At 36.0% G+C, this 16,520-nt stretch carries 12 protein-coding genes; 10 read left to right on the plus strand and 2 right to left on the minus strand.

From position 1 onward, the window contains the following. The first annotated feature begins 264 nt into the window (after positions 1-264). From BS1321_RS17965 to BS1321_RS17995, 7 genes are all read left to right on the plus strand, one after another. Positions 265-609, plus strand: coding sequence for a hypothetical protein (locus BS1321_RS17965; RefSeq protein ID WP_063235210.1), 345 nt, complete (start codon positions 265-267; stop codon positions 607-609). A gap of 227 nt (positions 610-836) precedes the next feature. Then, on the plus strand, positions 837-1,148 hold the full coding sequence (locus BS1321_RS17970; RefSeq protein WP_063235209.1) for a contact-dependent growth inhibition system immunity protein: 312 nt from the start codon (positions 837-839) through the stop codon (positions 1,146-1,148). A 72-nt stretch (positions 1,149-1,220) separates the two neighbouring features. Beyond that, positions 1,221-1,676 (plus strand): DUF4274 domain-containing protein, encoded by a 456-nt coding sequence (locus tag BS1321_RS17975; RefSeq protein WP_063235208.1) that lies wholly within the window; start codon positions 1,221-1,223, stop codon positions 1,674-1,676. 217 nt (positions 1,677-1,893) lie between these two features. Continuing rightward, a complete protein-coding gene (locus BS1321_RS17980; protein WP_162268748.1) occupies positions 1,894-2,085 on the plus strand; it encodes a hypothetical protein in 192 nt (63 codons plus the stop codon). 78 nt (positions 2,086-2,163) lie between these two features. After that, positions 2,164-4,518 carry an Ig-like domain-containing protein gene (locus BS1321_RS17985; protein ID WP_063235206.1) on the plus strand — a complete coding sequence of 785 codons (2,355 nt, stop codon included), beginning with the start codon at positions 2,164-2,166 and terminating at the stop codon, positions 4,516-4,518. A 167-nt stretch (positions 4,519-4,685) separates the two neighbouring features. Then, positions 4,686-4,877, plus strand: a complete 192-nt coding sequence (locus tag BS1321_RS17990) for a hypothetical protein (RefSeq protein ID WP_063235205.1) — start codon at positions 4,686-4,688, stop codon at positions 4,875-4,877. Between the two features lie 1,065 nt (positions 4,878-5,942). After that, positions 5,943-8,753, plus strand: coding sequence for a DEAD/DEAH box helicase (locus BS1321_RS17995; protein ID WP_063235204.1), 2,811 nt, complete (start codon positions 5,943-5,945; stop codon positions 8,751-8,753). A 5-nt stretch (positions 8,754-8,758) separates the two neighbouring features. On the opposite strand, the gene BS1321_RS18000 is transcribed toward BS1321_RS17995, so the two are convergent. Next, positions 8,759-9,172, minus strand: coding sequence for a (deoxy)nucleoside triphosphate pyrophosphohydrolase (locus BS1321_RS18000; RefSeq protein WP_063235203.1), 414 nt, complete (start codon positions 9,170-9,172; stop codon positions 8,759-8,761). Positions 9,173-9,291: 119 nt separating this feature from the next. Between BS1321_RS18000 and BS1321_RS18005 the strand changes: the two genes are divergently transcribed. Continuing rightward, entirely contained in the window at positions 9,292-9,618 is a 327-nt protein-coding gene (locus BS1321_RS18005) for a nucleoside triphosphate pyrophosphohydrolase (protein WP_063235202.1), read from the plus strand. Next, positions 9,611-12,028 carry a DEAD/DEAH box helicase family protein gene (locus tag BS1321_RS18010; protein WP_063235201.1) on the plus strand — a complete coding sequence of 806 codons (2,418 nt, stop codon included), beginning with the start codon at positions 9,611-9,613 and terminating at the stop codon, positions 12,026-12,028. Before BS1321_RS18005 ends, BS1321_RS18010 begins: the two co-directional genes overlap by 8 nt. 388 nt (positions 12,029-12,416) lie before the next feature. Here BS1321_RS18010 and BS1321_RS18020 read toward each other — a convergent pair whose 3' ends face one another. Continuing rightward, entirely contained in the window at positions 12,417-14,381 is a 1,965-nt protein-coding gene (locus BS1321_RS18020) for an oxidoreductase (protein WP_063235199.1), read from the minus strand. 332 nt (positions 14,382-14,713) lie between these two features. Here BS1321_RS18020 and BS1321_RS18025 point away from each other — a divergent pair, with 332 nt between their 5' ends. Continuing rightward, a complete protein-coding gene (locus BS1321_RS18025) occupies positions 14,714-16,483 on the plus strand; it encodes a sigma-54 interaction domain-containing protein (RefSeq protein WP_063235198.1) in 1,770 nt (589 codons plus the stop codon). Positions 16,484-16,520: the final 37 nt, after the last annotated feature.

The raw sequence follows: 16,520 nt of genomic DNA on the forward strand, positions 1-16,520 counted from the left end.
AGATAAGATTTGTAATGAATTACTTTATATGGCTAACGATAAAGCATTTGATTGTCTTTGAGGCAACAGATGCTTTTTGTTTTTTATGAGATATTTGGACGACATGAATGATGCATGATTGAAATTCAAAGCTCATGAAGGTTGAACCATTATGGAATAATGATTTTATGCTTTGTATTAAGGTAGAAATGTACTTGAATAAAGATGAATCAATAGCAACGGCATATCCATTATATGAAAAAATTTAAAAGGGGATCAAAGCGTATGAAATATTCATATGAATTTAAAAGAAACCCATTAGGATATCTAAGAATTATCCTACCACAAGAAATTAACCTTTTCTCAGACTTCATTGAATATATTGTATTTGAAACAGAAGTGGATGAGTATATTGATATTGTTCACAAAGTAGTGGAAGGTGAATACGATGAATTTGAAATAGAAGGGAATGCTACCAGTGTATTGATAAAAAAAGATACAACGGTTCTTCACCACTTTTATATCTTCGATAAGCCAAATGAGAATGAAATGGAAACTGAACAATTTAAAGAACTTATGCTAATATGGAGAAACAAAATTCCAGAAAGATACAAAGAACCAGAGAATTAAGTTTTATAGATCTAGATAAAGTACGGGGATATCCAAAATTTAAAGAGGAGTTGATACAACCATGAAAAGTTGGTTCTATCAACTTTTATTTTTTGAAGAAATATATTAAATTAAATTTTTTATGTACGCCCATATCCCCTAAATGCTGAAAGAAAGGAACGAAAAAGCTCAAGAAGGGAATTATATTCTCGCTGGTTATCCAAATTAATACAAAAGGCTGTGATGGTATGTTGTCTTCTAACAAATTAGAAGAATCTGTTTTTCAGTTCTTGGCTGGAACTTTTCATCAGGATATTGAATCTCCAGAAGATGCATTAGAAGAATTATTAACAGAGGAAAGTAAAGAGTTTCTGGAATCTGCTATTGTCTTTTTAACAGATTTTATAGGAAGTGAGTATTCAGATATCGAAAAGAATGAATACATTCAATCTTGTGCAGATGGTGTGTACTTTCCATCTCTTGATTTAGAACCACTTCAGTGGCTCTATCAAGTAATTGAACAAATAAAAGAAGCTGTTAAAAAAAATATCAATAGGTGAGTTTGATTTTATCACTTCTATTAGTTATGTATAATAGTAATTTTAAAATTATTGAAATTAAGGTGAGTTACTGTGGATAAAAAAACTATTAGTTTCCTTGAACAGTTACTTTATAATACAGATAAAGACTATATAATCAGTGAGCTAACGAATACAGACAACCCTTTATTACTTCATTATTTTGCTGCAAATTATAATTGGAATAGTGGGTTTGACATACCAAGAGTTATTTTAGAAAACGAAGCTTGTGATTTAGGAACGGGTTTACTAATATTTCATTATGCAGAAGGCTATCGTATGTTAGAAAATTCTGATGGAGTTTCAAGTTCTTCATTAGAGGAATGGAAAGATTCTTTGAATAAGATTTACAATAAACTTATAAACTTTGAGTTTAAATCTCAGAATATTTCCTTTGACCCTGATTTAACAAAAATTCAAAAGTATAAGTTGAAAAAGAATAACCCAAACATTCCTGATATTCTTATTAATAAATCACCAGGCGAAGTGGTTGACATTCCTAAACTATAATGTAAATGTTTTAAACCTTGATTGGCTTAAGCTTTTCAAGGTTTTTTATGTTATTTAGAGTTCAAAATTACACCTAAAGTTATAGATGAGATCGATTTTTAGGTTGTTATTCTATTAGTGTATAAAATTTTTGAAATGGGTTTAATAATCGAAAAGGGTGATATCTTTGTCTATTTAGAAATTAATGGGCCAATACTTCAGAATGAGACAAGAGCTTGTGGATGAAGGAATGGACTTCTTATTTAAGACTCCAGTGACTGAAGATGTTAATTCAATAATTTATGAAGGTGAAGTTGACGAAGAAGATTATATTACATGGAAACCTGTAGAAAAAACTACTTTACATGACTTAAAGGAGTTAGAAGAGAACTTAGAAGTGGTATCCGTATCTGTGTTCTTTTATTTTTGATGAAAATTTGAAAATTTTACTATTCTATATGTCTTAAAATGATATAATGCTATAGCTACATTTTAAGGAGGGCTATTTTTGAAGTACTTAATACGCACTGTATGGATACTTTTATTGTTTTTGGCTTTTATAGCAATGGATTTGAGTAGGGAAGCACATGCGGCAGAACGGAAATTCGATTTGGGTTTTACACCCCTTGATACAATGATGGATTCGGAACGCTCCACTATTTATATGACAAGAGTGGACAGCAAAGAAATATATGCGGTTAATTATAAAACGGGTGAGATCCAAACGCTCACTTTACCGTATACGGCAGAGCGCTTGGACATCTACCAAAATCATCTATATGTAACGCAACCAAAAATTGCGCATGATAAATATAATTTTGGCCCATATGAAGGTGCAATTGCGGTTGTTAATTTAGATAACTTGACTTTTAATCATTTAATCGATGTGGATGCAGATCCCTATGATATTGCTGTCGATCAAGATGGCTTTATCTATATTACACCCGGTTCTGGCCAGCATAATAATATGAAAGTATATGATTTATCGACAGAGACCGAAGTATATAATAGCCAGGCCGAGGCAATAATGTCCGAGCGTTCTGTTATTTATTACAATGTCGTGGATTCTAAACTTTATACGATTCCAAGTACGGTACGTCCAGTTGGAATTACATCATTTAAAATAGAAAAAGGCAAGATATTGGATATTTATTCTTCACTGTATACAGGTGATTATAAATTAAATAAAACGGCCCAAATTTCTCCTGATGGATTGCGTTTGTACAATAGCGGAGTTGCATTCAATATTGAGGCAACTGCACCTAATTTATTTAAAGAAAAATATGTATTCGATCAGGCATATAGCTATTTTGCATTTAGTAAAAAAGATCAATTAACATTCGCAGCAGGAGCTACAGGTGGTATCGATGTGTACAAGTATGATACGAATAAATATTTATACACACTTCAAAATGGTGTTGTTGCAAATCAGCTTTTCTATCAGAATGGGCTGATGATGATTCGAGATCATACTTTAACGGTAAATTCAAATATTCAAGCTGAAACTTTACGTATTTTCACGCAACAATATCGTAATGGCTATGATCGTAAAAATAAGCCTGTTATGAATGATTTAAAAACTAGTATGACAAAATTCCCGACAGACACCGCATTCGAGGTGTTGTTTAATCAACATATTAATGTAAAAGATACTAGTGAAATCAAGCTAACAGGGCCAGAGGGTCCAGTTCCAATAAAAATTACATCGGATAATGGATTATTATCGATTGCGCCTACACAGAGGCTACAAGATGCTTCCAATTACACGTTAACGATATCGAACAGCGCTCTAACAGGCTACAAAGGAGAACAACTGGCGAAAAGTCTCAAATTTCAACTCAAAACAATTATTCCTGAAATAGAAAAACTGACTCTTCAAATAGATGATAAAAAAGTTCCGGGGAAATATTTCTTTACTGCACAAGCAACGGGTGGTTATAAACCTCAATACCTTTATTATGTAGTCGAAGGGGATGCTGGTACGGGACCCGTTCTTCAAAAATTCAGCAATACTTCGAGCTACACATGGCAACCGAGTCATAATGGTCTATATACAATGATTGTGAGAGCAAAAAGTACTGGTGCTGATGTGGGCTCTGAAAAAGTGTCGAGATATAATGTATTAGTGGATGATCATGAAATACCAACTGCAACGTTTAAGGTGAACAAGAAAACGTGGACAAATCAGGATGTCAAAATTGATATTACAGCTAAGGATAATGGTGGCATTGATTATATCGCTTATCCAGAATACGGCATCAAATACGACTCACAAATGACGTTTACAGCAATAGAAAATGGCACGTATACATTTCAAGTATTTGATTATGTAGGAAACGTATTTGAGCGCTCAGTGAAGGTATCGAATATTGATAAGGTTAAACCGAAAATAACATTAAAAGTGAGTACAACAGCACCTACGAAAAATAGTGTTATACTGACGGCACAAGCAACTGACAAAAATGGTATTAAGCGTATCAAACTACCGAATGGTAAGTATGTTCAAACGGCCAAAACTACTTATAAAGTAAATGAAAATGGAAAATACACATTTATTGTAGAAGATGTAGCAGGCAACCAAATGACAAAATCGATTACCGTCAAATCAATTGATCGAAAAGCGCCAGCTGTACCAAAAATTAATAAAATAACGACGAAGACAAAACAGATTACAGGCAAAGCTGAGAAAGCTGCAACCGTATATATTTATAATGGCAGCAAATATGTAAAGAAAGGCACTGTGGATTCAAAAGGTAATGTTAGCATCACTATACCAAAACAAAAAAAAGATAGGATATTAAGTTTCTATGCTGTAGATAAGGCCAAGAATAAAAGTAAAATTGCGAAAGTACAAGTGAAATGATGTTTTTCATTGTTCTTTATCTATTTATTAGTGACCCGTAAAGATAATGTGCAAAATAAGGTGTTAGAGGATATTCCATTAGGTTGGATTAACGGTGGATGATAGAAAAATCGAGTAAATGGAATATTAATGAGTAAGTTCGGCACCTGAAAGGAAGTAACGATTATATGAAGTACTTCAAAATGCAAATGAAACAGCTAATGAAAGATAATATGGAATTACAAACGCAATTAAAAGTGTTGATGAAAGAACACAATCTAGAGAAAAATTTTGCACTTAAGGCTTTATATCATTCAGAAGTTGCTGATGGCGGAAAGTACCAGTCAGCATATCAAGCTCTTGACTTGCCCAGAGATTAGATCGCTTTTCCTATGAGTTAACAGAGATATTAAATTCACAAGTAGTAAAAATGGTAGTTCCATATATGATAACGAAAAGAAGGGATGCACGGAAATCGTGCATCTCTTCTTTTCGTTATATATGGATAGGATACACTTAGTTGGACTGATATTTTAAGGTCAAGTAGACTACAGTTAATAATCGAGGAGCATCAACTATTACCAAAAGAGAGCGAAGAACATTTACTCAAGAATTTAAGCAACAAATGGTACAGTTATATATATTCAGGAGTACAGTCTGACACTATCGTCTTTAGATAAGTGGATATCTCAATATAAAACCTCTGGTTCTTTCAAAGAACCTGATAATCGAACATCAGAAGAATCAGAACTAATAGAACTCCGTAAGCAACTAAAACAACTGCAAATGGGGAAAGACATTTTAAAGCAAGCTGTGCTAATAGAGGAAGAAAGTATATGTGATCAAAAACAATCAACATAAATACTCGATATCAGTAATGTGTAAAGTCCTGAAACTTCCCAGAAGCACCTATTACTATGAAGCAAAAGAAAGAGCATCTGAGAAGATGTCCTTGGGTTTGATATGATTAATTTACAAGCGAAAAGAGGGAAGTGGAATCAACGATTTCTAGACCTGAAAAATTCTTAGGAAGTTTAATAGGGAAAAAGCTTCTAAAGGTATTTGGATTACTACTACTAGATTTTCTATAGAATCAAGAAATTATGTAGAATCTATTGACTTCTAATGAAGATGTTTATGTAGTAAAGAAAATGGATTTAGTTTTCTTTGAGGAGTAAAAGCCTCACTTTGATACATCACAGTGAACCGTATCACAAGTGATGGTAAACAAAAGAACTAAAAAAGTGAACATTAATTTTTTACCTTGTAACTGAAGTAAAGAGTGATAAATAATGTTTGGAATGATTGTTAAAGCAGCTGAGGTTGTTAGCTGTTTTTGTATGGGAAATTCTATGCTATCATTATCTAACATTAAAGTTGGACAAATTAAACAATGTATTGAAATCTGAAACTTTCTCATATTTATATACAGTCAGGAGCAAATCATGAGCATCGAGAAAAAGCTAATTGTCAATTCAGACAAGGGTAATTTATTAAATGAATTAATTTCTTCTATAAATGAGTGTGAAAAGTTTTATTTCAGCGTCGCTTTTATTAATTATAGTGGTCTTCAGCTGTTGTTGGATACTTTCAAGAACGCGGAAAAAAGGGGAGTAAAGGGGAAGATTATTACTTCTACTTATCTGAATTTTACTGAAGCGAAGGCTTTAAAGAAAATAAATGAGTTTAGTAATATTCATTTGAAAATTTTTGAAACAGATAAGGCGATTGGTTTTCATACGAAAGCGTATATTTTTGAATTTAAGGATAGTTATAAGGTGATTATTGGATCTTCTAATATTACTCAAAGCGCCCTTAAGAGTAATATTGAGTGGAATGTTGAGATTATTGCTAAAGAGGATGCTCAATTTCTTAAAGATGTATTAAAGGAATATGATGGATTATGGAATAGTAGTGTCATAGCGGATGACAATTTTATTAGTAAGTATGAAGAGTTTTTGAGTAAATTAAAGAGCTATACGAATACTCACCAATTTATTTATGAAAGCTCTGAATATATCATTCCTAATAACATGCAAAAACGTGCGGTTGAAAACCTTGAAAGAATTAGATCGTTTGGGGAAAAGAAGGCCTTAGTTATAGCTGCTACAGGTACAGGTAAAACGTATATGTCTGCTTTTGATGTAAAGGGATTCAAGCCTAAAAGATTACTGTTCATTGTACATAGAGAAGAAATATTAAAAAAAGCAAAAGAAACCTTTGAGAAGCTCCTTCCTAATGAAAATCTGACATTTGGATTACTGACTGGGAATCAAAAGCAAAAAAATGCTGATTATATTTTTTCTACCATACAAACTTTGTCTAAATGCTACGAGGAATTTAAACGAGACGAATTTGATTATATTATTTTTGACGAGGCTCACCATGCGACAAGCCCTAGTTATCAAGCAGTGCTAGAATATTTCGACCCACAATTCACATTAGGGATGACAGCTACTCCAGAGAGAAGCGATCAACAAAATGTCTTTGACCTATTTGATAATAATGTTGCTTTGGAAGTTCGTTTACATGAGGCTTTAGAGGATGAACTCGTTATTCCCTTTCATTATTTTGGTATTACCGACATTGAGGGAATTGATTTAAGTGATGTAGATATTGACGATGTAGCAGAGATAACGAAGAGATTAAAGGTTAACGAGAGAGTCGACTTTATTATTAAAAATATGAATTTCTATGGCCATGACGGTGAAAAAAGAAAAGGTCTAGGTTTTTGCGTAACCGTTGAACATGCACAATATATGGCACAAGAATTTAATAGTAGGGGTATTCAAAGTATCTGTTTATCTGGAAATGATTCAGTCGAGCTGAGATCATATTATATAAATAAGCTAGAAGATGACCATGATGACTTAGAATTTATTTTCACGGTTGATATTTTTAATGAGGGTGTTGATATTCCTTCTGTAAATACCGTATTAATGTTAAGACCTACTAATTCTCCGATAGTGTTTATTCAACAATTAGGACGAGGACTTCGTAAACATAAAGACAAGACTTTCCTAACGGTACTTGATTTCATCGGGAATCATAGTAAAACGTTCTTAATTGCCATCGCTTTGAATGGTAGTAGATATTATGATAAAGAGAGCTTGAAGGTTGCTATAGCGACTGGATTTGCAAATATTCCAGGTTGTACGCATATTCAAATGGATAAAATCTCGGAAGAACGGATTTTAGCGCAGATTGATAAGGAAAACTTTAATTCTTTGAAGTATTTGAAGGAAGAGTACTTTGAATTTAAGAAAATGAATCAAGGTAAAATTCCTTTATTGTTAATGGATTATATGAAGTTTGATGGAGCTCCAGATCCGATTAAGTTTATTAATCGGGATAAAACTTATTTGCAATTTGTAGCTAAGGTAGAAAAAGAAGATTCATTGAAAAGGCTATTACTAGACGAAGCTTTTGAGGGAGTATTAAGGGAATTATCGAGTAAGTTACCTCTAAAGCGAGTGTATGAATTTGCTATTGCTAAATATCTATTGGATCATGATGAGATTTCTTTAGAAACCGCAAAACATGAGATTTTGAAGTTGGTTAAAGAGGTAGATGAAGATAGTGTATTGCATGCCTTTCAGTGTCTAAATCAGGATTTTTATGATCCTGGTCAGAAAAAGAGGAACTTGAAGTTATTTACACTTGAAGATGGTCATTTATTTAAGACATCTTCTTATCAAAAGGTTCTACAGAATGAAGAATATAGAATATATGTAGAAGATCTTATTATTTATGGAATCTTTAGATATGAAAAGGAATTTAAAGAAGATTACTATGGTGTGCCACATTTGAAGCTGTATGAGCAATATCAAATGGGGGATGCTGCATTACTATCAAATTATCGCAAAAGCCATAGTGCTTTTAGGGGTTCTGGTCTACTTTCGAATGGAAATGACTATTTCTTATTTATTGATTTACACAAGGAAGAAGATATAAAAGAGAGCATTAATTACCACGATGAATTTATAAACGAGCGCATTTTTCAATGGCAGACTCCAAATAGTACAGCCCCAAGTTCTGAGAGAGGAAAGAATATTGTATTCAACCAGGATAGAGGGATACATTTACATTTATTTATTAGAAAGTATAAAGAAATAGATGGAAAGACAGAACCTTATATTTATATCGGGAAGGGTAACACGGTGGAATATGAAGGGGAAAAGCCAATTACCGTTACAATGGAATTAGAGAATGAAGTCCCAGCTAGTTTATATACTGAGTTCACTAAAAGAGTATAGTCTTCTCATTTGAGAAGACTATTTTTTTCATTGATTAATTGCTCCACAGCTGGAATGTCAGCAGGAGCCCATTTTAGTGAGCTTAGATTCTCACGCCTTAACCATATCAGTTTAGAATGTTCATTGGCTGTGGGTGTACCTTCAATGATTCTACATTTTATAGACAATAAATTAATAATAAAGGTTTCATATTCATGCGTAGTATCATTAAAGATTGAAGTCTCTGTTTCAACCTTGCATTGTAACTCTTCATCAATCTCTCTTTTTAAAGCAGTAAAAATATCTTCACCCATTTCTACTTTTCCACCAGGGAATTCCCACATATTTGGGATGCTCATTTCTGGAGAGCGTAACGCACATAGTATTTCATCTTTTTCATTTTCAATAATGGCTGCAACTACTTTAACTTGCTTTTTCATGTTATCCTCCTATAGGTTTGCTATGATTAAATAATATCATGATTAAGTGATGTTTGTGATAAATACAAAATTTGGGTAAGTGATATAATTGTAAGATAAAATTTGAAGGGGGCCCATTTATGCCAGTCCACAATAAATTAGTTCGTGATCGTATTCCAGAAGTTATTGAAGCTACAGGAAAGAAATTTGCAACAAGAGTTCTAGATGAGAAGGAATACATAGAAGAATTGAAAAAGAAGAGCTTTGAAGAGTTACAGGAATATGTAGAGACTGAAAGTAAAGAAGATGCGATTGAAGAGTTGGCAGATGTGTTAGAAATCCTTCATGCCCTGGCTGAGTATCATGGGGCTTCTATCGAGGAAGTGGAGAAGGTAAGGAAGATCAAAGCAGATAAACGCGGGGGATTTAAGGAGAAGATCTATCTGATTGAGGTTGAAGATGAGTAAGGTCCAATTAATTACCAGTCAATTAGGGACACATCTATTGAAGCAGATTGATTCTACTTCTGCTATTTGTATTTTGACCTCTTTTGTGATGAAATCTGGTGTTCAATATTTGAGAGAAGCATTAAAAGCAGCTGCTGAACGTGGAGCGGAAATTAAAGTGTGTACTGGCGATTATTTGTTTGTGACCCAGCCAGAAGCATTAAGGATATTGTTAGAGATTGATTCAAGGATTGAGGTCAGATTATGGAAGAGTAATGGGGTGTCCTTTCATCCTAAAGCTTATCTATTCCAAAAAGAAAACCAAGATTGCCTGTTTGTTGGCTCGTCCAATCTTTCACGTTCGGCTTTAAGTAATGGAGTGGAATGGAGTATTTCTGTTAGTAATGATGAAGAAGTATTTTCTCAAGGTCTGCATCTATTTTTAGAAACGTTTTATAGTGACCATACGATTTCTTTAAATCAAGAAACGTTGAAGAATTATGAAAAAAGCTATGAGAAGTTTCATATAACTAATCCAAATCTTCCTCAAAAGTGGACAGAAACAGAGGAAATGGATTTAATGCTTCCAAGTGAAGTTGATGAGTCTATTCCAACAGCGGAGATTATTCATGAATCATCTGCACCGTATGGGGAAATTTATCCTCGCTTTGCACAAATTGAGGCATTAGAGGAATTAAATAAAACAATGGAAGAAGATTATGATAAGGCGTTAGTCGTAATGGCCACTGGATTAGGAAAGACATATTTGGCCGGGTTCTTTGCGCGCAATTTTAAACGGGTGCTGTTTATTGCTCATCTTGAAGAAATTCTAAATCAGGCTAAGAAGTCATTCCAAATGGTTATGCCGGAAGCAAGCTTTTCTATTTATAATGGCAAGGTGAAGGAAAGGCATGGACATACTAGTTTTGCTTCGATTTACACGTTAAGCATGCAGCGGCATTTGCAAGCTTTTGATCCTGAAGAATTTGATTTGATTATCGTCGATGAGTTTCATCATGCAGCGGCTGAATCTTATCAACGGGTATTAGATTACTTCAATCCGAAATTTTTGCTTGGAATCACGGCAACACCGGATCGGAATGATAACAAGGATGTATATGCTATCTGTGGTGGAAATGTAGCATTCCGGATCGATTTCCTTGAGGCAATTCAACGGAACTGGTTAGCGCCTTTTAAATATTTTGGTGTGTATGATGATACAGATTATAGTCAGATTACTTGGCTCGGAAATCGATATGATGAAAAGGAGTTACTGCAGCTTCAATTACGAGATGAGATGGCTCAAAAGGTATTGAATGCCTGGAAGCACAAAAGGAAGACTCGTACAATAGGTTTCTGTTCATCCATTAAGCAAGCAGATTTTCTTTCTGCCTTTTTTAATCAAAAGGGATTTAGAGCTATTAGTCTCCATTCAAAGCAAAAAGACATGAATAGAGATGATGCAATAAGTCAGCTTGCAGATGGAGCCCTCGATATTATCTTTACGGTCAATCTATTCAATGAGGGAGTCGATATCCCGGCTGTTGATACGCTTTTATTTGTTAGACCAACAGAATCTTTAACGGTCTTTACCCAGCAGATTGGCAGAGGGCTGAGACTACATGACTCCAAGGATCATTGCGTTATTATAGATTTGATTGGTAATTATCGTAATGCAGATGTTAAATTAAGTTTGTTTGATACAAGTTTGACCAATAAAAAAACGAAAACCATTGAGCCGGTTGTTCCTGAGTTATGTGATATAGAATTAGATATTCAGGTAATTAATCTCTTAAAGGAAATGGCGAAAAAGAAGCAGCCTAGACGAGATAAATTAGTAAATGAATATCTCATATTAAAGCAGGAATTAGGTAGAAGGCCTTCTTATTTAGAATTACATCTAAAAGGTGGCTCTGAGTCCCCGCAGTATCGTCAGGAATTCTCTTCATATTATGGTTTCTTGGACTATGCTAAAGAGCTTTCAGAAACCGAATCCGAAATCTTTCATCGCTATGAACAATGGCTGTTGGAAGTAGAGAAAACGAGTATGGCGAAGTGTTATAAAATGGTTGTTCTGCTAGCAATGCTAGAACGAGGAGATGATAGTTGGTTTAAGCCAATCACCTCTGAGGAAGCAGCACCAGTCTTTCATAGCTATTTAACAGAAACAGAGTATCGAAAACAAATCGACTTTGCTGATAAATCATCTAAAAAGCTATGGAATTACGATGAAGCAGGAGTTAGCAAGTTAATTGCTACTATGCCTATGTCTAAGTGGAGCGGCAGCTCTAATGGGTTAATTACTTACGAAGATGATATTTTTAAGCTGAATTTTGATATTAAACCAGATGATCAGAGGATTTTGTTTAATATGACTAAGGATATTTGTGAATATCGACTTCATTATCACTTTGAGCGGAAGGCTAAGTAAAAAAACATCTTAAAAAAAGAGACATACCCCTAAACGCTAAAAAAGCTCTCGATGAAGCAAAAGTTATGGAGTAAAAAATTTTATTAGGGATTGATATTATGTTTTATTTACTTATTATTATAATGATAGGAATTTGCTTCCTACAATATAAAATTGTTAAAAAGTCTACTATCTTTGTAGGTTTGCTTTTACCTATCCTATTTAGTATTGCTTACATCTTTCTTAATTTTGATAATTTTCATATATACATGTTAGTTTTTTGTATGATACTTTGGTTAATATTTTTTTGGAAATTGCTCAATTTTAAAAAAAGGTAAGAATAAAATAGCGTCGTGCCTAACCTATATGTTAATAAAAAGAGACATCCCCCAAGGAATGTCTCTTTCCCCTATAAACTTATAGCACTCATCATCCCCTCATGAGTAGCTTCCTCTATCGTCCGTGGCCCAAGGCAATCCCCAATCTGCTTCACAATAGGTGCATGGCTTTTCATTTCTTCGAATAGCTCTGTGTTGGGTATGCGGCCAAGGGAGAGGACGATGGAGTCCCAATTGGTTAGTTCTTGTTTTTGTTGGGTGAATAGGTTCCGGATAATGACGTGATTTTCTTTGATTGCCCCGATGTCGTAGTGGGGAAGGAGTGTGACGTTTAGGTTGTAAAGTTTTTTTAGGTATTCATTTCTGAGATATTGGTGGACGGTTTCACCGATGTGCAGCCGTGATGATATGAGTGTGACTTCATGGCCTTTTTCGGCTAGATAGATGGCTGCTTCCATGCCGGGCCAGTCGCCGCCAAAGTCGAATACTAATACGTTGTCACCAACTTTTTTAGTTGAGCTGAAGAGGTCATCACTCATGATGATCCGCGGGTCATCCATTCCCTCGATGGCTGGTGTAAAGGGCCGTGAGCCGGTTGCACAGATGATGGCGTCCGGTCTTGATTCGGATATTTCTTGGGCGGTTGCTGTCTTTCCTAATTGGACATTTATATTGCTTCTCATTAATTTCCGGGAGTAGTTATCGAGCATCGATTCTGCCAGTTCATGCCGCATGGGCGCTTTGCGCATGGTGCGGAGCAGGCCACCGATTGATTTGCTTTGATCGATCAGTGTAACGGAATGACCTAGGTAGTCAGCAGTTATGGCTGCCTGTAATCCGCCAGGTCCGGCGCCGATGACCAGGACATTTTGTTTGTTTCTTGTTTTCTTTAATTCTGGTAATATCCATGCTTCTTTACCTGTTGTCGGATTTTGGACACAGCCAATCGGCAGTCCTTTATGATAGTGACCGATACAGGCTTGTAAACAGCCTATGCATGCATCGATTGCTTGCAGGTCGCCATTTTTTGCTTTGTTGGGCATGTCTGGGTCGACGATTAAGGCCCTGGTCATTCCCACGACATCGGCTTTTCCGGTTGATACGATTTGTTCCGCTTCAACGGGGTCGACGATTCGATTGCCGACAAAGACCGGTACGGCTCCTGCCATCCTGATTTTGAATCCATGTGGTGATAGGTATGCGTGCTTTATCGGTGATGGCGGCACGATATGTGTTGAGCCCTCGAAGGTGCTTGAATCTCCGGCCGTGACATTGATGAAATCCAATCGGACTTTTTCCGCGAGATATTCGACGATTTGTACGGAATCCTTCATAGTGGTCCCGTCCATCGTCAGTTCATCCGAGCTCATGCGAATGCCGACGGTAAAGTCTTCTCCGACTCTTTCCCATACTTTCTCCAAAATTTCCACGATGAAACGCATCCGATTTTCAAAAGACCCGCCATAGAGATCAGTGCGCTTATTTGTATGCACTGACCAAAACTGGGCAGGAAGGTATCCGTGTGAACAGCAAATTTCGACTCCATCAAGTCCGCCATCCTTTGCCAGTTGTGCTGAATGGGCGAACCCTTCTATCACTCCTTCAATATCCTCTAAGCTCATGGGCTTTGGCATGACGCCGAAGCGCAGGCTGGGAACGGCGGATGGTGCCCATGCTGCATTTCGGTAGTCGCTCGATACGACTTCCCTTCCGCCATGAAATAGCTGGGAGAAAACCTTCGTTCCATATTTATGGAGCATGTCGGAAATCTCTTTGTAGGCAGGAACAATTTTTTGGTCATATCCTGCGATTGTTTTGGACGTAAGCATGCCGGATGGATGTACGGATGCTGCTTCAAGGATGATCAATCCGACGCCCCCTTTAGCACGGGCTTCATGATAGGCAACCATATCCGAGGTGGGGATTCCGTCCGTGACATGATTTGTTTGATGTGCTGTACTTAAGATCCGGTTTTTTAATTCAGTAGAACCGATCGTTAAATGAGTAAACAGATTCTTGAATTGAGCAATGATCATGACCACTCCCTAATTTTAGATAGAATGAGAGTATAGAGGACATTGATCGCCCTCTATATATCCCTATATAGGTTCAATATGCAATAACCATGCCGTTCCGGGAATCTGGATGAAAATAGTTTTTTTACTTTTATAAAGAGGGGTATGGCTCATGGATATAGTATTTTATATATAGATAACTGAACCTTTTTTGAAAAGTGGTGATTCATTATAGGTTCAGGTTCGAATCGGTTGATATATGGACATTCGTTGCTTATGAGAGGATCACTTATTTCTTTGCGCATAAAAAAGTGTAACAAAATCGGTTCGAAATCAAAATAAGGGGTGATTGTGTGGATACGGAATTAAATAAAGAATCACTAATTGTATTTTCCGATATTTCTATTTTGGATGTAAAAGCATTATTGAAAATACATTCCTCGTCTTTTATTGTCATGAAAAATCACTTGGAAATCCTCGGTATATTAGATGAAGGTTTCTTTTTGAAGAGATTGGATAGTGAGGGGCATAATCAGGAAATCACGGCTTACCTTAATACATCGTTTGTCGTCGTTGATGATTTAGATAAGCTAAGTGAAGAGGATATGAGCACCTATGATTTTGTGATTCAACATAGTGATAACCAATATAGAAGCTATCCGATCTATGAAGTCAGGGAAATACTGCTAAAAAAGAAGATTAAGAGCTTAATAAGTCTAAATGAATCACTGCATGAAGAGCTGGAGGTGACAAGAAGGAAGGTAAAAGAGCTGACGCAAATCCTGGATTCCAGTTATGATGAAATTTTCGTGACGGATGCCAACGGGAACACGTTATTCGTGAGTGAAGCGTGTAAGAAGCTTACAGGGCTGCCGCCGGAAGCCTTTATTAATAAGAACATCAATGAGTTAGTTGAAAAGGGGCTGATCGTCAATTCGGTTACATTAGAAACGATGAAAACGAAAGCGATCCATTCAGCGGAGCAAACCTATCCGCATGGGCTGACTGTATTCAGCACAGCGAAGCCGATTTTTGATGAGGAGGGGAACTTATATAGAATCGTTTCGAATTCCAGGGATATTACGGAATTGGTTGAGATGAAGAGTAAATTGAACAGAGTGAATCTTCAGAACCAGCGAGCTCAGCATGAGAGTTCGAGAACCGTTTCGTTCAATAACTGCATTACAAATTCGGATAAGATGATAAAGGTTTTGGAATTAGCTGAAAAAGTAGCACCGATGGATTCATCGATCTTCATTCATGGAGAAACCGGAGTCGGGAAAGGCGTATTATCAAGGGTCATTCATGATCTTAGCAGTAGAAAGGATAAGAAATTCATTCAAGTTAATTGCGGCGCGATTCCATCCGCATTAATTGAGTCCGAGCTGTTTGGTTACGAAAGCGGTGCATTCACGGGAGCTAATAAGCACGGGAAACAAGGGCTTGTTGAGAGTGCTGACGGCGGAACGCTGTTTCTTGATGAAATCGGGGAAATGCCGCTCGATATTCAAGTGAAAATCCTGCATCTGGTCCAGGACAGAACATTCATGAAGGTGGGAGGAACGAAGGAGAAAAAGGTGAATATTCGCATTATCTCCGCTACGAATAAAGACTTGAAGCAAATGATCAAAAATAATCAGTTTCGTGAAGATCTATATTATCGGTTGCATGTCGTTCCAATGGAAATACCGCAGCTGCGTGAGCGAAAGGAAGATATCCTATTATTAACCGATTATTTTATGAAGAAATTCAATGAAAAATACGGTCAATCTATCAGTATCGATGATCATTCCAAGGTAATTCTGCAGCTGCAGGATTACCCGGGTAATGTTCGGGAATTGGAAAATGTAATTGAACAAATTGTCGTGACGGCTAGAAAACCTATCGTAACGATAGAGGATTTACCTTCCGATTTAACCTACAAAGATACGGCGCTAGTTAATTTAACAGGCATCATTCCCTTGAAAAAAGCGTTAGAGGAAACGGAAAAGCAATTATTGTCCCAGGCCCTTTCTACATATAAATCAACCAGAAAAATGGCCAAAGCGCTGGAGGTTAGCCAAACGACGATCATGCGCAAACTAGGCAAATACCAATTTATTTATGATGAAGATAAAATATAAATAAACCCCTATTAAAATCTGAATATTCAAAAACTTG

The organism is Peribacillus simplex NBRC 15720 = DSM 1321 (assembly GCF_002243645.1).
Lineage (GTDB): Bacteria > Bacillota > Bacilli > Bacillales > DSM-1321 > Peribacillus > Peribacillus simplex.

What these genes read in the sequence shown, in the direction of transcription:
- BS1321_RS18005 (WP_063235202.1), top strand. Translation starts at nt 9,292, where the DNA reads ATGCCAGTCCACAATAAATTAGTTCGTGATCGTATTCCAGAAGTTATT.
- BS1321_RS17995 (WP_063235204.1), top strand. Translation starts at nt 5,943, where the DNA reads ATGAGCATCGAGAAAAAGCTAATTGTCAATTCAGACAAGGGTAATTTA.
- BS1321_RS18020 (WP_063235199.1), bottom strand. Translation starts at nt 14,381, where the DNA reads ATGATCATTGCTCAATTCAAGAATCTGTTTACTCATTTAACGATCGGT.
- BS1321_RS17970 (WP_063235209.1), top strand. Translation starts at nt 837, where the DNA reads ATGTTGTCTTCTAACAAATTAGAAGAATCTGTTTTTCAGTTCTTGGCT.
- BS1321_RS18000 (WP_063235203.1), bottom strand. Translation starts at nt 9,172, where the DNA reads ATGAAAAAGCAAGTTAAAGTAGTTGCAGCCATTATTGAAAATGAAAAA.
- BS1321_RS18010 (WP_063235201.1), top strand. Translation starts at nt 9,611, where the DNA reads ATGAGTAAGGTCCAATTAATTACCAGTCAATTAGGGACACATCTATTG.
- BS1321_RS17965 (WP_063235210.1), top strand. Translation starts at nt 265, where the DNA reads ATGAAATATTCATATGAATTTAAAAGAAACCCATTAGGATATCTAAGA.
- BS1321_RS17990 (WP_063235205.1), top strand. Translation starts at nt 4,686, where the DNA reads ATGAAGTACTTCAAAATGCAAATGAAACAGCTAATGAAAGATAATATG.